This window comes from Achromobacter sp. CSND-B12 (genome assembly GCF_052906545.1).
This window is the reverse complement of record NZ_JBREGJ010000001.1, coordinates 3,982,750-4,002,508: the sequence shown is the minus strand read 5'-3', so window position 1 is coordinate 4,002,508 and position 19,759 is coordinate 3,982,750. Positions and strand designations below refer to the sequence as shown.

Below are 19,759 nucleotides of genomic sequence, written 5' to 3'. Positions count from 1 at the left end.
CCGCCGCGCCCGCGATGGGCAGAGGGCGGCGTCGCCCGTGACTTGATGTTATTGGTTGAGCGGGGGTCCGCTGGGAAACGAACCAGTTTAACGCACCTGGCGCGTAATAGCCTGGCACTATGGCCAGGCAGGCACTGTAGCCCGGATCGGGATTCAGCGCGCGGCCGTGCCGGCGCCGGCCTGGGCCACCGTCGGCGGCGCGTTCTGCTGCGGCCCCAGGAACAGGCGCGGATCCAGCGGCTGCCCCGCCAGCCGGACCTCGAAATGCAGGTGCGGCCCGGTGGAACGGCCCGAGGATCCGACGCGCGCCACTTGCTGGCCGCGCTCGACCAACTGGCCCTGCTTGACCATCAGCGACGAGGCGTGGGCGTAACGCGTAATCAGACCATCGCCATGGTCGATTTCGACCATATTGCCGTAGCCGGGATGGAATTTGGCTTCCAGCACCACCCCTCCCGAGGCGGCCAGGATGGGCGTGCCCGGCGGCGCGGCGAAATCCAGCCCTTCATGCATGGCGGAACGTCCGGTCACCGGATTGCGGCGCCAACCGTAGGAAGAACTCAGGTAGGGATAGTCGGTGATCGGCATCGCCGTCGGCATGCGGGCCTGATCGGCCGAGCGCCGGGTCAGCGCCGCATCCAGCAGCTTGAGGTTGTCGGTCTGCAGGGCCAGCCGTTCCTGGATCTCGTCCAGCTGGCGTCCCAGCTCCTCGGCCGAAGCCGCGGAAGGCGGCGTGCCCTCGGTGAAAAGATCATCCATGACCTGGGTGGCTTCGGGCGCATGGGGCGCCTCGGCTGGCGCGGAGGCCAGTTGCTTGGCCACTTCAGGATCGGTGTAGGCCACCCCGGCGACCTGGGCCACCCGCTGGCCCAGCCCGTCGATGCTGGCCAGCTTGGCCTGCAGCGCGCCCACCTTGGCGGCCAGCAGGTTCATGTTGCCGCGCAGGAAATCGGCGTCGCGCCCCGGCTGTTCGGACAAAGGCCATCCCACCGTATGTACGGCGGGCAGGATGGGAGTAATGTAGCGCTGTAGCGCGGCGCCGAAGATGGCGGCCGTCACCAGGGCGCCCCCCAGAAACAACGCCAAGCGCGCGCCTCCCAGGGTGAAATGCCCGTCCTGCCCGTCGCGGGCGTGCATAATCACGATTTTCAAGGTTTGCTTCCTAATTCTCAGAGCCGGGATGAATAGACCCACTTCATACCGTCAACGTTCCAGTTCCAGCCGGCGAGGGGAAAATACCGCCCTGGGATGGCTGGGTCATGACATGCGGGGCGCCGGGGTACTGGCGACCGCCCGCAAGCACTTGCAAATCCAATATGCGGTGGCGGCGATCCTGCCCGCCCCGTTGGGCTCCGTCTGCCAGGTAGGCAAGCTGGAAAACCAGCGCCTTCAACTGGTGGTGCCCAGTGCCGCGCACGCGGCGAAGATGCGTCAATTGGCCCCGCGCATCGCGCAGGCCCTGGCCGACCAAGGCTGGAACCTTAACGAAATTGCCGTGAAGGTACAAGCCGGCCTGCCCAAGCCCGGCGCCCGCAAGCCGCTGCCTCCCAAAGAGGCGCAACCGCTGGGAGACGCGGCGCTGGGCGCCTTTGAAACCCTGCATGACAACCTGCGTCCCGGTCCGCTGGCCGACGCGGTCGCCAGGCTATTGAAGCACCACAAGAGTAGCTGAGATAGCCGGGCTTGTCCGGATGCCAGCCTTTCGGATGGCCGCAATGGCCGGATGGCGCGACAGGATGAACCCGCGGCCTGCCCCCGCAAGGCGTTGGCGCGACGGTCGGATGGCAACCATCGGCGCCATCCAAATGAAAATGGCCGGTAGTCAGCCGGGGACGGCCCCCGGCGCACCGACCATCAGCGGCAAGCCGGCCTCAGGCCAGCTGCCATTCGTGCCGGAACGCCTGGGGCGCCTCGGCCTGCGATTCGTAGCTCACCAGTTCCCAGGCATCGCGCTGCGCCAGCAGCGCGCGCGCCAGCTGGTTGTTCAGGCCGTGGCCCGACTTGCAGGCCACGTAGCGCGCCACCAGGGGCTTGCCCAGCAGATACAGGTCGCCGATGGCGTCCAGGATCTTGTGCTTGACGAATTCGTCGTCGTAGCGCAGCCCATCGCTGTTCAGCACCCGGTACTCGTCCATCACGATGGCGTTGTCCAGGCTGCCGCCGCGGGCCAGGCCCATGGAGCGCAGCGCCTCGACTTCGTTGACGAAGCCGAAGGTGCGGGCGCGCGCGATCTCGCGCACGTACGAATGGGTGGCGAAGTCGATTTCGGCGAAATTGGCGGTTGAGTCGATGGCGGGGTGGCGGAAGTCGATCGAGAACGCCAGCGCGTACCCTTCATGGGGTTCGAGCCGGGCCCACTTCTCGTTGCGGCCTTCGCCCTCGCGCACTTCCACCGTTTTCAACACACGGATGAACTGCTTCGGCGCGTTCTGCTCGACGATACCCGCCGAGCGCAACAGGTACACGAAGGTTGCCGCACTGCCGTCCATGATGGGGACTTCTTCGGCAGTGAGGTCGATATGCAGGTTGTCGATGCCCAGGCCGGCCAGCGCCGACATGAGATGTTCCACCGTGGACACGCGCACGTTGCCCTGCTGCAGCACCGAGGCCATGCGCGTATCGCCCACGCCAGTGGCCTGCGCGGGCAGGTCGACGACTTCGGGCAGATCGACGCGGTGGAACACGATGCCCGTATTGGGCGCCGCCGGACGCAGAGTGAGCTCGACCCGCCGTCCGGAGTGGACGCCGACGCCTGTCGTGCGGACGAGATTCTGAATGCTGCGCTGTCGGAACATGAGACTAAGGTATTTTGAGCCAGGAAGCCGGCAAGATGACAAGAGATTGCCGGCGTAACTGACGTATTGTAACTCTGTCCGGTTCTCAACGCCATCAAAGCGTCAGGACCGACCGATAAAACCGTCCCCGATTCAAATCATACAAACGAAAAACGGACCGCTCCGCCTCCGGCCTGCCCGCGGGGACAGGCAGGCCGGAGATGAGGGAGTGCATAGGAGCCTGAAACCAGGCTCCAGGTTCAATCCGCCTGCTTGCGCAGGAATGCCGGGATGTCGAAATGATCCATGCCCGAGCTTTCCAGCGCGCGCACCTGGGCCGACGCCTGGCTGCGCGGGTTGCGCATGACAGACGGCATGTCCAGATTGCGGTAGTCGCCCTGACCGGCGGCCGGCATCGTGCCCATGGGCAGGTTGTCGGTGCCGGTGCGCAGCGCCTCGGCGGTGTTCTGCACCAGTTGCGGACGCGCCTGCGCACGGCCCAGGCCGGTCGCAACCACGGTCACGCGCAGGTTTTCACCCATCGATTCGTCGTAGGCGGTGCCGAAGATCACGGTGGCGTCGTCCGAAGCGTAGCTGCGGATCGTTTCCATGATTTCGCGCGTTTCGCGCATCTTCAGCGAGCGGCTGGCGGTGATGTTGACCAGCACGCCGCGCGCGCCGTTCAGGTCCACGCCTTCCAGCAGCGGGCAGGCGATGGCGTGCTCGGCGGCGACGCGGGCGCGGTCAGCGCCCGAAGCCGATGCCGTGCCCATCATGGCCTGGCCCTGCTCGCCCATGATCGTCTTGACGTCTTCGAAGTCGACGTTGACGTTGCCTTCGACGTTGATGATTTCGGCGATACCCGCGCAGGCGTTGTGCAGGATGTCGTCGGCCGAACGGAAGCAGTCTTCCTGCGTCGCGTCCTCGTCCATCAGTTCATACAGGTTCTCGTTGAGCACCACGATGAGCGAATGCACGTGCTTGGCCAGTTCGGCGATGCCGTCCTCGGCCATCTTCAGGCGCTTGTTGCCTTCGAACGAGAAGGGCTTGGTGACCACGCCCACCGTCAGAATGCCCAGCTCCTTGGCGACTTCGGCCACGACCGGGCCTGCGCCCGTGCCGGTGCCGCCGCCCATGCCCGCGGTGATGAAGACCATGTGCGCGCCGTTCAGGGCGGCACGGATCTCTTCACGCGCGGTTTCGGCCGACGCGCGGCCTTGCTCGGGCTTGGCGCCCGCGCCCAGGCCGGTGCGGCCCAGGCGGATCTGCACCGGGGCGTTGGTCGCCGCCAGCGCCTGCGCATCGGTGTTGGCGCAGATGAAGTCCACGCCGTGCACGCCGCTGCGAATCATGTGCGCGACGGCATTGCCGCCCGCACCGCCCACACCAACGACCTTGATTACGGTCCCTTTGGTGTTGTTCTCAAGCATCTCAAAGTTCATCATGATGACTCCCTCACAAGTCCGATTTTGCAAATCACAAAAATTCCCCAACAACCTATATTTTGTGAATCGCCTCAAAGCCGAAGCCGACTGCTTTGGTCCGCAACGGGTTTGAGACGCCTCCCCTTTCTGGCCCGGCCCGCCCTACCGCCGCGGATCGTGCCAAGGAGCAGGCCCCAACCTGCCCCCCTCTTCAATTCATGAACCATTCCTTCATGCGCGCCAGCAGGCTCTTGAAATTGCCGGTCTGCGCGGCCACCTTGCGGCCACGCACGCGCTGCATGCGCGCCTCCTGCAACAGCCCCATCACGGTCGAGAAGCGCGGATTGCGCATCACGTCGGCCAGGCTGCCTTCGTATTCGGGCACCGCCACGCGCACCGGCTTGAGGAACACGTCCTCGGCCAGTTCGATCATGCCGGGCAATTGCGCCGAGCCGCCGGTCAGCACCACGCCGGAAGCCAGCAGGTCCTCGTAGCCGGAGTCGCGCACCACCTGCTGCACCAGCGTGAACAGTTCTTCCACGCGCGGCTCGATCACGGCGCCCAGCGCCTGGCGCTTGACCTGGCGCGGGCCGCGGTCGCCCAGGCCCGGCACTTCCACGGACTCGTCCGGGCTCGCCAGCACCTGCTTGGCCACGCCGTAGCGCAGCTTGATTTCCTCGGCATCGGGCGTCGGCGTGCGCAGCATGGCCGCGATGTCGTTGGTGATCTGGTCGCCGGCGATCGGCAGCACGGCGGTGTGGCGGATCGCGCCGCCGGTGAAGATCGCGACGTCGGTGGTGCCGCCGCCGATATCCACCAGGACGACGCCCAGTTCCTTTTCGTCGGCGGTCAGCACGGCCAGGCTGGAGGCCAGCGGCTGCAGGATCAGGTCCTGCACTTCCAGGCCGCAGCGGCGCACGCACTTGACGATGTTCTGCGCGGCGCTGACGGCGCCGGTCACGATGTGCACGCGCACTTCCAGGCGCAGGCCGCTCATGCCGATCGGCTCGCGGATGTCTTCCTGGCCGTCGACGATGAACTCCTGCGTCAGCACGTGCAGCACCTGCTGATCGGTCGGGATGTTCACCGCCTTGGCGGTCTCGATGACGCGGGCGACGTCGGTGGCGGTGACTTCCTTGTCCTTGACGGCGACCATGCCGCTGGAATTGAAGCTGCGGATATGGCTGCCGGCGATGCCGGTGTAGACGTCTCGGATCTTGCAATCTGCCATCAGCTCGGCTTCTTCAAGCGCGCGCTGAATCGAATTCACAGTGGTCTCGATATTGACGACCACGCCCTTGCGCATGCCGCGCGACTCGTGCTGGCCCAGGCCGAGCACTTCGAATCGCCCTTCGGGCAGGATTTCAGCCACCACAGCCACCACCTTGCTGGTGCCGATATCGAGGGCGACGATGAGGTCCTTGATGTCACGGGTCATGGCGTTAGCGTTTCTTGGGAGGTTTCGGTGTGGATTTGGGTTTGTTTGCCGACGCGGGCAACGGGGCCAGCGCCAGGGCGAAACCATTGGGATAGCGCAGGTCGGCCTGCGTGATGGTGCGCCCTTCCAGGCGCCCCGCCACGGCGGGCCAGGCCTGCACAAAACGTTGAATGCGCGCCGCGAAAGGCAGCGCGCCGGGCAGGCCGTGCGGGTCCGGCGCATCGGCGCCCGGATCGCGGCCCAGGTCCAGCAGCATGCCGTTGGACAGCACCACGCGCCAGGCGTAGCGCGGACTCAGCTCCAGCTGCTTGACGTGCATATCGAGCGGCGCGAACCAGCGCGCCAGCTCGGCGTAGCGTTGCACCACCAGCGACTCGGTGCCCTCGGGCCCGGAGAACTGCGGCAGCACCGTCTCGTCGTCCACTTCGCCCGTGTTGGCCGTGAACGCCTCGCCCCAGGTGTTGATCATCTGGTTCTCGTTCCACAGCGCCAGCGGCTGCTGCTCCTCGATGCGCACGCGCAGCACATTGGGCCAGATCCGCCGCACCGTGGCGTGGCGCACCCATGGCACCGACTCGAAGATCTCGCGCGCGTCGTCCAGGTCCACCGTGAAGAAGTTGCCCTTGAAGCGCCCCGCGATCGCCGCGCGCACCGCGCCCGGCGAGACATAGTGCAGCTCGGTGTCCGGCGTGGACTCCAGCTCGATGGCCGACAGCGTGAAGTACGGACGCTGCGCCACCCACACCACACCCGCCAGGAGCATGGCGCAGACCGCCAGCACGGCAAGCGTGTTGGCGATCAGGTTGGTCGTGCGAGCGTCGTTCCACACAGAATGTCCGGGTCAAGTATTGCGAGCGGCGCTGTGCAACTTGCACGAGGCGTCGGCCAGGATCGCCACGCACAGCTCGGCATAGCTCATGCCGGTGGCGCGGGCCGCCATCGGCACCAGCGAATGGCTGGTCATGCCGGGCGAGGTATTCATTTCGAGCAGCCAGGGGCGGTTGTCGGCGTCCAGCATGAAGTCGGCGCGGCCCCAGCCTTCACAACCCAGCGCGCGATAGGCGCGCACCGCGATGTCGGCGACTTCGTCGGCAACGGCAGGCGGCAGCGCCGCCGGGCAGAAGTACTGCGTGTCGTCGGAGAAGTACTTGTGTTCGTAGTCGTAGTTGCCGCCGGGCGCGGCGATCTCGATCACCGGCAGCGCGCGCGCGGCCTTGCCGCCGCCCAGGATCGCCACGGTCAGCTCGCGGCCCTGGATGAACTGCTCGGCCAGCACCTCGGCGTCGAACTTGGCGGCCAGGGCATAGGCTTCCTTCATGTCGGAATAGCCCACCACCTTGGTGATGCCCACGGTCGAACCTTCGTGCGGCGGCTTGATGATCAGCGGCAGGCTCAGGCGGTCCGGCACCAGGCGCAGTTCGGTGTCGGCATCCAGCAACTCGAATTCCGGCGTGGGCAGGCCATGCTGCAGCCACACGCGCTTGGTCATGGTCTTGTCCATGGCCAGGGCCGAGGCCAGCGGGCCGCTGCCGGTATAGGGGATGCCCAGCAGTTCCAGCGCGCCCTGGATCGAGCCGTCCTCGCCGAAGCGGCCATGCAGCGCGATGAACACGCGCTCGAAGCCCTCGGCGGCCAGTTCAGCCAGGCTGCGTTCACCGGTGTCGAACAGGTGCGCGTCGACGCCGGCGCTCAGCAGCGCCTGGTGCACGCCGGCCCCGGACATCAGCGACACCTCGCGTTCGGCGGAACGGCCGCCGTACAACACACCTACTTTGCCGAATTTCGCGCTCATGCCAATTCTCCAACTTGGGCCGGGACCTTGCTGATCGAGCCCGCCCCCATGACGATCACCACGTCGCCATCGCGCACGAAATCGACCACCGCCTGCGGCAGGTCGGCCACGTCCTCGACGAACACCGGCTCGACCTTGCCGGCCACGCGCAGGGCGCGCGACAGGGCGCGGCCGTCGGCGGCCACCAGCGGCGGCTCGCCGGCGGCATAGACCTCGGTCAGCAGCACCGCGTCGGCCGTGCCCAGCACGCGCACGAAATCCTCGAAGCAGTCGCGGGTACGCGTGTAGCGGTGCGGCTGGAACGCCAGCACGATGCGGCGGTCGGGCCAGGCGCCGCGGGCCGCGGCCAGCGTGGCGGCCATTTCCACCGGGTGGTGGCCGTAGTCGTCGATCACCGTGAAGGTGCCGCCGCCATGCGTGGCCGGCACCGAGAATTCGCCCGTCTGCGTAAAGCGGCGGCCCACGCCCTTGAACGACGCCAGCGCGTCGCGAATGGCTTCATCGGCCACGCCCAGCTCGGTCGCCACGGCGATCGCCGCCAGCGCGTTGCGCACGTTGTGCAGGCCCGGCAGGTTCAGCTCCACCTGCAGCGGCGGCAGCAGCGTGTCGCGGTGGCTGCGCTGCACGTTGAAGCGCATGCGCGTGCCGTCCGCCTGCACTTCGTAGCCGCGCACCATCGCGTCTTCGTTCAGGCCATACGAGGTAATGGGGCGCGACACGAACGGCATAATCTCGCGCACGTTGGCGTCATCGGTGCACAGCACCGCGCTGCCGTAGAACGGCAGGCGCTGGGTGAATTCGATGAACGCGCTCTTGAGGCGGGCCACGTCGTGGCCATAGGTGTCCATGTGATCCGCGTCGATGTTGGTCACGATGGCCATCACCGGCAGCAGGTTCAGGAACGAAGCGTCGGATTCGTCGGCCTCGACCACGATGTAGTCGCCCTGTCCCAGCCGCGCATTGGCGCCGGCGGAATTCAGGCGTCCGCCGATCACGAAGGTCGGGTCCAGGTCGCCGGCGGCCAGGATGCTGGCCACCAGGCTGGTGGTGGTGGTCTTGCCGTGCGTGCCCGCCACCGCGATGCCGCGCTTCAGGCGCATCAGCTCGGCCAGCATGATGGCGCGCGGCACCACCGGAATGCGCGCGGCGCGGGCCGCGATGACCTCGGGGTTATCGCCCGCCACCGCGGTCGACGTGACGATGGCGTCGGCGCCGGTGACATTGCTGGCGACGTGGCCGATGGCGATGTTCACGCCCAGCGCGGCCAGGCGGCGCGTCACGGCCGACTCGTTCAGGTCGGAGCCGCTGACGGTGTAGCCCAGGTTGAGCAACACCTCGGCAATGCCGCTCATGCCGGAGCCGCCGATGCCTACGAAATGGATATGTTGGATTCTGTGTTTCATGATGAACGCCCCGCTGCTTGTTCACAGACGTCGGCGATATGCGCCGCCGCTTGCGGGTGCGCATGCGCGCGGGCCCGTTCTGCGACGGCTTGCAGTTCTTGTCGATTGCGCAGACCCAGCCAGTCCGCCAGCCACTCGGGGCTCAAGGCGTTCTGCGGCTGCAGCCAGGCGGCCTGCGCGTCGCTCAGGAAGCGCGCGTTGGCGGTCTGGTGATCGTCGATGGCATGGGGGAACGGCACGAACAGCGCCGCCACGCCCGCCGCGGCCACTTCGGACACCGTCATGGCGCCCGCGCGGCAGATCAGCAGGTCGGCGTCGCCCATGGCGCCGGCCATGTCGTCGATGAAGGCGCGGCAGTCGGCCGCCACGCCCGCCTGGGCGTAGGCCTGCTGCAGCGCCGGCAGATGTTGTTCGCCGGCCTGGTGCACCACCACCGGACGACGCTCCTGCGGCAGCCGCGCCAGCGCCTGCGGCACGGCGGTGTTCAGCGCCTGGGCGCCCAGGCTGCCGCCCACCACCAGCAGCCGCAGCGGGCCGCCGCGGCCGGCATAGCGCTGCGCCGGATCGGGCAAGGCGCACAGGTCGGCGCGCACGGGATTACCCATGGCCTCGCCCTTGGGCAGCACGCCGGGAAAACCACTCAAGACGCGACGGGCCATGCGCGCCAGCCACTTGTTGGCGGTGCCGGCCACTGCGTTCTGTTCGTGCACCACCAGCGGCGTGCCGCGTAGCGCCGCGATGACGCCGCCGGGGAAGGCGACATAGCCGCCCATGCCCAGCACCACGTCCGGCCGCACCGCCGACAACCGCGACCAGGCCTGCGCAAAGGCGCGCACCAGCAGGAACGGCAGCTTCAGCAAGGCAGCCGCGCCCTTGCCGCGCACGCCGGCGAAACGCAGCGGCACCAGCTCGATGCCGCGCGGCGGCACCAGCTTGCCTTCCATCTTGTCGGGATTGCCCAGCCACAGCACGCGCCAGCCGCGCTGGCGCAGCACATCGGCCACGGCCAGGCCGGGCATGATGTGCCCGCCGGTGCCGCCGGCCATGATGAGGATGGTGCGCGACGACGCGGTCATACCCGTCCCCCGCGCATCATGATGCGGTTTTCCACATCCACCCGTATCAGCATGGCCAGGGCGCACAGGTTCATCACCACGCCCGAACCGCCATAGCTCATCAGCGGCAGCGTGAGGCCCTTGGTCGGCAGCAGCCCCAGGCACACGCCCATGTTGATGAAGGCCTGCACGCCGAACCACATCGCCACGCCATGCGCCACCAGGCCCGCGAAAGTGCGTTCCATGGCGATGGCCTGGCGGCCGATGTCGAAGCCGCGGTAGACGATGATGGCGAACAGCGAGATCACCAGCATCACGCCGGCGAAGCCGAGTTCCTCGCCCACCACCGCCATCAGGAAGTCGGTATGGGCTTCCGGCAGGTAGTGCAATTTCTCGACGCTGGCGCCCAGGCCCACGCCCAGCCACTCCCCGCGCCCCAGGGCGATGAGCGAATGCGACAGCTGGTAGGCGCTGCCGTAGGCGTTGTCTTCGTTCCAGGGATCCAGATAGGCGAACAGGCGCGCGCGGCGCCACGGCGACAGCCAGATCAGCATCAGGAAAGTGCCCACCAGCACCGCCAGCAGGCTGCTGAAATACTTGCCGTTGATGCCTCCCAGGAACAGGATGCCGATGGCGATCGCCACGATCACCATGAACGCGCCCAGGTCGGGCTCGAGCAGCAGCAGCATGCCGACGCCGGCCAGCGCGAACGCCATGGGCAGGAAGCCGCGGGCGAAGGCCTGCATGTGTTCCTGCTTGCGCACGGTGTAGTCGGCGGCATAGAGCAGCGCGGCCAGCTTCATCAGTTCCGACGGCTGGAAATTCAGCGGGCCCAGCGGAATCCAGCGATGCGCGCCATTAACCTCGCGGCCGATGCCCGGAATCAGCACGGCCACCAGCAGCACCATCGCCACCACGAACAGCGGCACCGCCAGGCGCTGCCAGACACGGATCGGCACCGCCAGCACGACCGCGGCCGCCACCAGGCCGGCGCTGATGAACAGGCCGTGGCGGATCACGAAGTAGTAGCGGCCATAGGAGGCATAGCGCGGACCGTCAGCCAGCGCGATCGATGCCGAATACACCATCAGCAGGCCGAGCAGCAGCAAGGTCGACGCCGCAATCGCGAGCGGCATGTCGAAATTGCGCATGCGGGTACGGCCGGGCCGTACGGCATTGACGCTGGCGGTGAGATCGGCGATCAGGCTCATGCCACCTCTCCCCGGTCGCGGGCCAGGTCTTCGACCTCTTCCACGAACACTTGCCCGCGGTGCGGGTAATTGCGGAACATGTCCAGGCTGGCGCAGGCGGGCGAGAGCAGCACCACGTCGCCGGCCTGGGCCAGTTCGGCGGCGCGGCGCACGGCGTCGCGCAGCGATTCCACGGCGATGCAGTCGACGCCGGTGGCAGCCAGCACGCGGCCAATCTCGGGACCATCCTGGCCGATCAGCAGCACGGCGCGCGCATGGCGCGACACGACGGGGATCAGCGGCGAGAAGTCCTGGCCCTTGCCCTGGCCGCCGGCGATCAGCACCACCGGCTGGCCCATGCCTTCGAGCGCGGCCACGGTGGCGCCGACGTTGGTGCCCTTGCTGTCGTTGATGTAGTCCACGCCGCCGATACTGCGCACGAAGGCGGCGCGATGCGGCTCGCCCGCGTATTCGCGCAGGGCGCGCAGCATGGGGCCCCAACCGAGGTCGAGGCAGCGCGCCAGCTGCAATGCGGCCAGCGCGTTCAAGGCATTGTGGATGCCGCGGATGCGCAAGGCATCGACCGGCATCAGGCGGCTCATGCGGCCCTTGGCGCGAGTCGGCTCCGGCGCGTCCTTCTTGCGGCGCACCGGCGCCACCGGTTCGTCGAAATCGAGCGGCTCGGCCGCCACCAGCCAGGCCACGCCCTGGCCCAATTCCAGGCCCATGTCGCCGACCAGCTCGGGCACTTCGCGGCCAAAGCTGCGCACCGGCATGGCGGCCAGCGACGGCACCATGTCGACGGTATACGGATCGTCGCGGTTGACGATGGCGATGCGCGTCATCTTCAGCAGGCGCGCCTTGGTCCGCGCGTAGGCGTCCATGCCGCCGTGCCAGTCCAGGTGATCCTGCGTCACGTTGAGCACGACGGCCGCGTCGGCCATCAGCGTGTGCGTGGTCTCGAGCTGGAAGCTCGACAGTTCCAGCACCCACACCTGCGGCAGGTCGTCGGCATCCAGGGCCTGCATCAAGGCGGTCAGCGCGGCCGGGCTGATGTTGCCGGCGGCCAGCACCGACAGGCCGCTGGCTGCCACCAGGTCGCGCGTCAGCGCGGTGACGGTGGTCTTGCCATTGGTGCCGGTCACGGCCAGCACGCGCGGGCGGTACTCGCGGGTCTCGGCCAGTTCGGCCAGCGCCCGCGCAAACAGTTCGATCTCGCCGATGACCTCGATGCCGCGGGCCTTGGCCTCGCGCAGCAGGTCGCCGGCCGGCACGCCGTCCGGAGCGAGCCCCGGGCTGACGACGACCTGGCTCACGCCGTCCAGCAACGCGACATCGAAAGACGTATCGCAACCCAGGCGGTATTCGACCTCGGCCTGCGCCAGCGCGTCGCGCAACGCGGACAGCCCACCCGGCTCCGCGCGCGTGTCGGCCACGCGCAGGCGGGCGCCCTGGCGGGCGCTCCAGCGTGCGGCGGCCACGCCCGACTCGCCCAATCCGAGGATCAGGACGAGCGGCGCATCGGCGCGGGAGGTTTCCATCGTGTTCATCGCAACTTCAGGGTAGAGAGGCCAATCAGCACCAGCATCATGCTGATGATCCAGAAACGCACGACCACCTGGGTTTCCTTCCAGCCGCCAACTTCGAAGTGATGATGCAGCGGAGCCATGCGGAATATGCGTCTACCTGTTCCATAACGTCGCTTGGTGTACTTGAACCACGTCACCTGGATCATCACCGACAGGGTCTCGACCACGAACACGCCGCCCATGATGAACAGCACGATCTCCTGGCGCACGATGACCGCGATGGTGCCCAGCGCGCCACCCAGCGCCAGCGCGCCGACGTCACCCATGAAGACCTGCGCCGGATACGCGTTGAACCACAAAAATGCCAGGCCCGCGCCGCCGATCGCCGCGCACAGCACCATCAATTCCGATGCCCCGGGGATGTACGGGAACAGCAGGTACTTCGAATAGTCGACACGGCCGACCACGTAGGCGAAGATGCCGAGCGCGCTGCCGACCATCACGGTGGGCATGATCGCCAGGCCATCCAGGCCGTCGGTCAGGTTGACGGCGTTGCTGGTGCCGACGATCACGGCCCACGTCAACGCCACGAAACCAAGCACGCCCAGCGGGTAGCTGACGGTCTTGAAGAACGGCACGATCAGGTCGGCGCGCGTCGGCAGCGACATCGTGAAGCCGCTGCCCACCCAGGCCTTGAACAGCGGCCACAGCTCGGTGTTGGCGGGCGCCGACACGGCGAACGCCAAATAGACCGCGGCCACCAGGCCGATGGACGCCTGCCAGAAGAACTTCTGGCGCGCCGGCATGCCTTCCGGATCGCGATAGACCACCTTGCGGTAATCGTCCATCCAGCCGATCCAGCCAAAGCCGAACGTCACCAGCAGCACCACCCACACGAAGCGGTTGGTCCAGTCGGCCCACAGCAGCGTGCTGATGGCGATGGAAATCAGGATCAGCACGCCGCCCATGGTCGGGGTGCCGGTCTTGACCAGGTGGCTTTCCGGGCCATACGAACGCACGGCCTGGCCGATCTTCATCTCGGTCAGCTTGCGGATCACGCGCGGGCCGGCCACCAGGCCGATCAGCAGCGCGGTGGCGCACGCCAGCACCGCGCGCAGCGTGATGTACTCGAACACGCCCAAGGCGCGCACATCATCGGAAAGCAGGCGGGCGATCTCAAGCAGCATGGTTGTCCCCCTGCCCCTTGGACGCCTGTCCGTCATTCGAAGTAAAAGCCGTCACTACCCGCTCCATGCGCATAAAGCGCGATCCCTTTATCAATACGCAGGACGCGCGCAGGCCGCGCAATGCGGCAACGACTTCGTCTACCGATGCGCAGGCGTGCGCGCCCGTGCCGAACGCGGCCGCGGCCGCCCGGCTGGCATCGCCTAGCGTGATGAGCGCGTCGAGGCCAAGCTCGCGCGCGTAATTGCCCACCTCTTCATGCATGGCGGGGCCGTTGTCCCCGACCTCGCCCATGTCGCCCAGTACCAGGACGCGGGTTCCGGCGATACGCGCCAGCACGTCGATGGCCGCGCGAACCGAGTCGGGGTTGGCATTGTAGGTGTCATCGATGAGCAACGTTCCGTCACTCAATTTCTTGTATTGCATGCGGCCCGCCACGGGGCTGAAACCGGCCAGCGCCCGTACCGCCACGTCCAACGGCGCCTCCGCGGCGATGGCACTGGCGATCGCCGCCAGCGCATTGCGCAGGTTGTGCACGCCGGGCACCGGCAGCGTCAGGTCGGCGCTGCCCACCGGCGTCACCACGCGGCAGCGCGTCGAATCGACGTCCGCCAGGATCTGCTCGGCGTAGACATCCAGGCCGGGCTGCAGGCCGAAACGCAGCGCGCGGCGCGGCGCGGCCAGCCTGTCCCAGATGGCCGCATAAGGCTCGTCGCCCGGATAGACCGCCACGCCGTCCGCCGGCAGCGCCGCGATGGCGGCGCCATTTTCCAGCGCCACCGCTTCCACGGTGTGCATGAACTCCTGATGCTCGCGCTGGGCATTGGTCACCAGCGCCACGCTCGGTGCCGCGATGGCCGCCAACTGGGCGATCTCGCCCGGATGATTCATGCCCAGCTCGAAAACGGCGGCGCGATGTTCCGGGCGCAGGCGCAGCACGGTCAACGGCACGCCGATGTCGTTGTTCAGGTTGCCGGCCGTGGCCAGGCGGCCGGCCTCGCCGCGCCAGCCGGCCAACATGGCCGAGATCATTTCCTTGGTGGTGGTCTTGCCGTTGCTGCCCGTCACCGCCACCACCGGCAGCTTGAAACGGGCGCGCCAGGCCGCGCCGATGCGCATCAGCGCCACGCGCGTATCGCCCAGCACCAGCTGCGGCAGGCTCGATTCCGGCACCGCGTGCGCCACCACCGCGGCGCAGGCGCCGCGCTCTGCGGCCTGATCCAGGTAGTTGTGCGCGTCGAAGTTCTCGCCCACCAGCGCCACGAACAACTCGCCGGCGCCAATGCGTCGCGTATCCGTGGAGACGCCCTTGACCAGCGGCAGCAGTAGCGCCAGACGCGCCCACTCGCGATCGTCGAAGGGCAGCTTCTCGCCGGCGATTTCCTGATAGGTCTCGTGGCCCTTGCCTGCCAGCAGCACCACGTCCTCGGGCGCGCTGGCCCAGATGGCCTGCATGATGGCGCGGGCGCGGTCGACCTGCACTTCGACCGCCACCGACGCCGGAATGCCGGCCAGGATCTGCGCCACGATGGCGTCGGGCGACTCGCTGCGCGGGTTGTCGCTGGACACCACCACGTGATCCGCCAATTCGGCGGCGATGCGGCCCATCTCCGGGCGCTTGCCGGCATCGCGATCACCGCCGCAACCGAACACGCACACCAGGCGGCCCGCCCGCGCGTGGGCCACGGGGCGCAATGCCATCAGCGCGCGCGCCAGCGAATCGGGGGTATGGGAGTAGTCCACCACCACCAGCGCGCCCCGGCCCGCATGGGCCTGCGTGCTGGCGGCAACCGGCTCCACGGTCTGCAGGCGGCCGTCGACCGGATCGGTCGCGGCCAGTTCGCGCGCGATCTGCGCGAACGGCAGGCCCAGTTTGTACAGCACGCCCGCCACCAGCAACAGGTTGGAGACGTTGTGCGCCCCCAGCAGGCGCGTCACGATCTGGGCCTCGCCATGCGGCGACACCAGCGTGAAGATCTGGCCTTGCGCGGTGGCCTGCAAGTCGCGCGCGCGCATCGCCGCGGGAATCGCGGGATCCGCGCTCAGGCTGTAGCCCATCACCGACAGGTCCGCCGGCAGCGAAGCGATCAGGCGGCGCCCGGCTTCGTCATCGGCATTGACCACCGCAGCGCTCAGGCCGGGCCAGCGGAACAGGCTGGCCTTGGCCGCCTCGTAGCGTTCCATGGTGCCGTGATAGTCGAGGTGATCGCGGGTCAGGTTGGTGTAGGCAGCCAGCGCCACCCGCACGCCGTCCATGCGCCCCTGCTCGATGCCGATCGACGATGCCTCCATCGCCACCGCCTTGGCGCCGGCATCGCGCATGGCGGCCAGCAGGCGATGCACGGTCAGCACATCCGGGGTCGTAAGATGGCCGCCCAGCGTCTGCCCGTCGGGCAGCACGGCGCCCAGGGTGCCGATGGTGCCGCAGGGCTTGTCGTTGCGGCCCAGCGCGTGGGCGATCCATTGCACCGACGAGGTCTTGCCGTTGGTGCCGGTCACGGCCACCACGGCCAGCGTGGACGACGGCCGGCCGTACCAGGTGTCGCCCAGCTCGCCCAGCAGGGCGCGCAGGCCGGTCACCGGCAGCATCGGCGTATCGCCGGCGGCGGCCGCGGCCTCGATGGCCGCGGTCGCGGGCGCTTCGAACAGCACCGCGCTGGCGCCCAGCGCCAGCGCCTTCTCTATATATAGACGGCCGTCGCTGGACAAGCCCGGGCAGGCGACGAACACGTCGCCCGGCTCGATCTCGCGCGAGTCCAGCTTCAGGTGCGCGGTCAACGACACGCGCGAATGCAACCACGCCACGGCTTGTTCGACCGTGGCGGCGGGGGATGAGAGGAAGCCCTTGGCGCTCATCTGCCTGGCTCCTTGATACCAGCAACAATTGTCGATTCGAAGGGCGCGTCCGGCCGCACCCCCATCAACCGCAGACTCCCACCGACGATATGGGAGAACACGGGCGCGGCGATCGCGCCGCCGTAATAACCGCCGACCGTGGGCTCATCGATCGAGACGGCCACCACGATCTTGGGGTCGGACACCGGCGCAAAGCCGACATACGAGCTGCGATAGCGCTGCATGCTGTACTTGCCGTCGACGATCTTGCGCGCGGTGCCGCTCTTGCCGGCCACGCGGTAGCCCTGGACCTGGGCGGCCTTGGTGCCTTCCGGGCCGGCGGCCGCTTCCAGCATGCCGCGCACCAGCGCGGTGGTCTTGGGCGTGTAGATCTTGACGCTGGTCGGATCGCTGTCGCGCTTGACCAGGGTCAGCGACACCATGTCGCCGTTGCGGGCGAACACCGTGTAGGCGCGCGCCACCTGCAGCAGCGACACCGACAGGCCGTAGCCGTAGGCCATGGTGGCCTTCTCGATCAGGCGCCAGCGATCCCACGGACGCAGGCGGCCGGGCGCCGCGCCCGGGAATCCCACCTGGGGCGCCTGGCCCAGCCCCAATTCGGTGAAGCGATCCCACATTTCACGGGATTCCAGCTTCTCGGAGATCATCGTCATGCCGATGTTGCTGGACTTGCGCAGCACGCCGGCCACGTCCAGCGTGCCATTGCGGCTGACGTCACTGATGGTGCTGCCCTGGTAGGTGAAGCGGCCGTTGCCGGTCTCGAACAGGGTCGAGGTGGTGATGCGGCCCAGGTCCAGCGCCAGCGCGGCGGTGAACGGCTTCATGATCGAACCGGGCTCGAACGTGTCGGTGATGGCCTGGTTGCGCAGGTTGGCGCCGTGAAAGGTCTCGCGCTTGTTCGGATCGAAGGTCGGCACGTTGGCCAGCGCCAGGATCTCGCCGGTATGCACGTCGACGACCACGGCGGTGGCGCCCTTGGCCTGGTGCTTGTCCATGGCGTCCTTCAGTTCCTTGAACACCAGGTACTGAAGACGAGTATCGATCGACAGGCGCAGGTCGCGGCCGTCCACCGGCAGCGTCACGGCCTGCACGTCCTCGATGACGCGGCCCAACCGGTCCTTGATGACGCGGCGGCTGCCCGGCCGGCCCGACAGCTGCTGGTTGAAGGTCAGCTCGACGCCTTCCTGTCCCTGGTCCTCGACGCTGTTGAAACCCACCACGTGGGCCATCACGTCGCCGTCCGGGTAATAGCGGCGGGTCTCGGGCTGCTGGTGCACGCCCGGCAGGCCGAGCTGCTTGATCTTGTCGGCCACGTCCATCGCCACCTGACGCTTCAGGTAGACGAAATTCTTGTCTTCTTCCACCCGGCGGCGCAGGTCGGCCACCGGGGTTTCCAGCAGTTTGGCCAACGTATCCAGTTGAGCGGGCGTGGCCTGCTTGAGGTCTTCCGGGATCGCCCAGATGGCTCGCGCCGGCACGCTGGAAGCCAGCACGGCGCCGTTGCGATCCATGATCTTGCCGCGCGTCGCGGCCAGCGTCAGCGTGCGCTCGTAGCGGCGCTCGCCCTGCTGCTGCAGGAATTCCGTGGACAACCCTTGCAGGAACAGCGCGCGGCCGGCCAGCACGGTGAATCCGCCGAACAGCAGGATCAGCACCAGGCGCGCGCGCCAGGTTGGCAGCTGTCCGCGCAGCACCGGATTGTCGAAGAACGGAACGCGCTTCATTGGGCACCTCCGCTGGCCGGGACCGGCGCCTGATTCAGATACAGCGTGCGGTCAGGCACGATGGGAATCATCTTCAGGTTGTCGCGGGCGATCACGTCGACCCGGGCGTTGCGCGCCAGTTCGGCGCGTTCCAGCTGCAACCGCCGCCAGTTGGTTTCCAGGTCGCGCTCCTGCGCCTGATCGCGGCCCAGCTCCACGAAAAGCTGGCGCGACTGATACCGGCTGGTGACCAGGGAAATGGCCGACAGCATCAGCAAAGCCGCAACGATCAGGTTGACGCGACCCATCAGCGGCGCCCTCCCTTGCCGCCGCGGCGCGGCGGCGGAGCCAGGTCGCTGCCGGGCAGCGCACCGATTTTCACGAAGGCCATGCCGCCCTCGGCGGGCAAGGGCGTGGCGGTGCGTTCGGCAACGCGCAGCACCGCCGAGCGGGCGCGCGCATTGGCCGAAACCTCTTCGTCCTCGGCCAGCACGCGTCCCAGGGAACGCAGCACCGGCTGGGGCATTTCGCTTTCGCGCAGGGGCAGGCGCGCATGCGCGGCAGCCGGACGAGCCGCCGCCGCGATGCACTGCTTGACCATGCGGTCTTCAAGCGAATGAAAGCTGATCACCGCCAACCTCCCCCCCGGGGCGAGCAGGTCTAGAGCTGACGCGAGGGTGCGCGCGAGCTCTTCGAGTTCCCGATTGATGTAAATCCGTAGAGCTTGAAAGGTGCGTGTGGCCGGATGCTGCCCCTTTTCGCGCGTGCGGACGGCGCTGGCGACGCACTCGGCAAGCTCGAGCGTGGTGCGCAGCGGCCTTGTTGCGCGGCGAGCAGCAATCGCCTTTGCAACCTGAAAAGCAAACCGTTCTTCGCCATAATCCGCTATGACCTCCCGCATCTCATCCACACTGGCTTGCGCCAGCCAATCCGCCACCGTGGGTCCACGAGTGGTGTCCATCCGCATGTCGAGCGGGCCATCCCGCATGAACGAGAAACCGCGCTCGGCGTCATCGATCTGAGGCGACGACACGCCCAGATCCAGCATCACGCCATCGACCTTGTCGATGCCGAGCTGCCGCAACTCTTCGGCCATGGTGGCAAAGCCGCCATGCACCACCGTCACCCGGGAATCCGCCGCCGCCAACGCATTGGCCACCGCGATCGCCTCGGGATCCTTGTCGAACACCACCAGGCGGGCCGTCGGTCCCAGGCGGCCGAGCAGCTCGCGGCTGTGGCCGCCGCGACCGAAGGTGCCGTCGACGAAGACACCCCGTTCCGCTCGCGTAGCCGCAGCCGGCTCGTCGCCGGGCTGCGACCGTGCCGCGCCCTTGCCGCCGAAATCGGCCAGCAACAGCGCGTCCACCGTCGGCTCCAGCAGGACGGGCCGATGTTCGAATTCCATAACTC

Annotated in this window: 16 protein-coding genes; 1 reads left to right on the top strand and 15 read right to left on the bottom strand. The window is 67.8% G+C overall.

Features of this window, described 5'->3' with window-relative positions; all coding sequences use genetic code 11:
• Positions 1-153: 153 nt before the first annotated feature.
• Entirely contained in the window at positions 154-1,137 is a 984-nt protein-coding gene (locus ACUTAG_RS18840) for a M23 family metallopeptidase (RefSeq protein WP_006388789.1), read from the bottom strand.
• A 127-nt stretch (positions 1,138-1,264) separates the two neighbouring features.
• Here ACUTAG_RS18840 and ACUTAG_RS18835 point away from each other — a divergent pair, with 127 nt between their 5' ends.
• Positions 1,265-1,672 carry a flagellar hook-length control protein FliK gene (locus tag ACUTAG_RS18835; protein WP_006388788.1) on the top strand — a complete coding sequence of 136 codons (408 nt, stop codon included), beginning with the start codon at positions 1,265-1,267 and terminating at the stop codon, positions 1,670-1,672.
• Positions 1,673-1,871: 199 nt separating this feature from the next.
• Here the strand turns inward: ACUTAG_RS18835 and lpxC are convergent, their stop codons facing one another.
• From lpxC to rsmH, 14 genes are all read right to left on the bottom strand, one after another.
• Positions 1,872-2,795 carry a UDP-3-O-acyl-N-acetylglucosamine deacetylase gene (gene lpxC, locus ACUTAG_RS18830; protein WP_006388787.1) on the bottom strand — a complete coding sequence of 308 codons (924 nt, stop codon included), beginning with the start codon at positions 2,793-2,795 and terminating at the stop codon, positions 1,872-1,874.
• Between the two features lie 239 nt (positions 2,796-3,034).
• The gene (ftsZ, locus tag ACUTAG_RS18825; protein ID WP_020925134.1) at positions 3,035-4,219 is read right to left on the bottom strand and encodes a cell division protein FtsZ; all 1,185 of its coding nucleotides are present in this window, start codon (positions 4,217-4,219) and stop codon (positions 3,035-3,037) included.
• A gap of 190 nt (positions 4,220-4,409) precedes the next feature.
• The gene (gene ftsA, locus ACUTAG_RS18820; RefSeq protein ID WP_006217473.1) at positions 4,410-5,636 is read right to left on the bottom strand and encodes a cell division protein FtsA; all 1,227 of its coding nucleotides are present in this window, start codon (positions 5,634-5,636) and stop codon (positions 4,410-4,412) included.
• 4 nt (positions 5,637-5,640) lie between these two features.
• Complete coding sequence (locus tag ACUTAG_RS18815) at positions 5,641-6,465, bottom strand: cell division protein FtsQ/DivIB (protein WP_006392957.1); 825 nt, start codon at positions 6,463-6,465, stop codon at positions 5,641-5,643.
• Between the two features lie 12 nt (positions 6,466-6,477).
• Positions 6,478-7,428, bottom strand: coding sequence for a D-alanine--D-alanine ligase (locus tag ACUTAG_RS18810; protein WP_148319165.1), 951 nt, complete (start codon positions 7,426-7,428; stop codon positions 6,478-6,480).
• Entirely contained in the window at positions 7,425-8,831 is a 1,407-nt protein-coding gene (gene murC, locus ACUTAG_RS18805) for a UDP-N-acetylmuramate--L-alanine ligase (RefSeq protein ID WP_020925137.1), read from the bottom strand. Before murC ends, ACUTAG_RS18810 begins: the two co-directional genes overlap by 4 nt.
• Positions 8,828-9,907: an undecaprenyldiphospho-muramoylpentapeptide beta-N-acetylglucosaminyltransferase gene (gene murG / locus ACUTAG_RS18800; RefSeq protein WP_148319166.1), complete on the bottom strand. Its 1,080-nt coding sequence runs from the start codon at positions 9,905-9,907 to the stop codon at positions 8,828-8,830. The genes murC and murG overlap by 4 nt, the downstream gene beginning before the upstream one ends.
• A complete protein-coding gene (ftsW, locus tag ACUTAG_RS18795) occupies positions 9,904-11,097 on the bottom strand; it encodes a putative lipid II flippase FtsW (RefSeq protein ID WP_006388781.1) in 1,194 nt (397 codons plus the stop codon). Before ftsW ends, murG begins: the two co-directional genes overlap by 4 nt.
• Entirely contained in the window at positions 11,094-12,626 is a 1,533-nt protein-coding gene (gene murD / locus ACUTAG_RS18790; protein ID WP_148319167.1) for a UDP-N-acetylmuramoyl-L-alanine--D-glutamate ligase, read from the bottom strand. Before murD ends, ftsW begins: the two co-directional genes overlap by 4 nt.
• Positions 12,623-13,792: a phospho-N-acetylmuramoyl-pentapeptide-transferase gene (gene mraY, locus ACUTAG_RS18785; RefSeq protein ID WP_006388779.1), complete on the bottom strand. Its 1,170-nt coding sequence runs from the start codon at positions 13,790-13,792 to the stop codon at positions 12,623-12,625. Before mraY ends, murD begins: the two co-directional genes overlap by 4 nt.
• The gene (gene murF, locus ACUTAG_RS18780; RefSeq protein ID WP_148319168.1) at positions 13,782-16,646 is read right to left on the bottom strand and encodes a bifunctional UDP-N-acetylmuramoyl-L-alanyl-D-glutamate--2,6-diaminopimelate ligase MurE/UDP-N-acetylmuramoyl-tripeptide--D-alanyl-D-alanine ligase MurF; all 2,865 of its coding nucleotides are present in this window, start codon (positions 16,644-16,646) and stop codon (positions 13,782-13,784) included. The genes mraY and murF overlap by 11 nt, the downstream gene beginning before the upstream one ends.
• Positions 16,643-18,370, bottom strand: a complete 1,728-nt coding sequence (locus ACUTAG_RS18775; protein WP_006388777.1) for a peptidoglycan D,D-transpeptidase FtsI family protein — start codon at positions 18,368-18,370, stop codon at positions 16,643-16,645. The genes murF and ACUTAG_RS18775 overlap by 4 nt, the downstream gene beginning before the upstream one ends.
• On the bottom strand, positions 18,367-18,657 hold the full coding sequence (gene ftsL, locus ACUTAG_RS18770) for a cell division protein FtsL (protein ID WP_006388776.1): 291 nt from the start codon (positions 18,655-18,657) through the stop codon (positions 18,367-18,369). The genes ACUTAG_RS18775 and ftsL overlap by 4 nt, the downstream gene beginning before the upstream one ends.
• On the bottom strand, positions 18,657-19,754 hold the full coding sequence (gene rsmH / locus ACUTAG_RS18765; RefSeq protein ID WP_446650260.1) for a 16S rRNA (cytosine(1402)-N(4))-methyltransferase RsmH: 1,098 nt from the start codon (positions 19,752-19,754) through the stop codon (positions 18,657-18,659). The genes ftsL and rsmH overlap by 1 nt, the downstream gene beginning before the upstream one ends.
• Positions 19,755-19,759 lie beyond the last annotated feature (5 nt).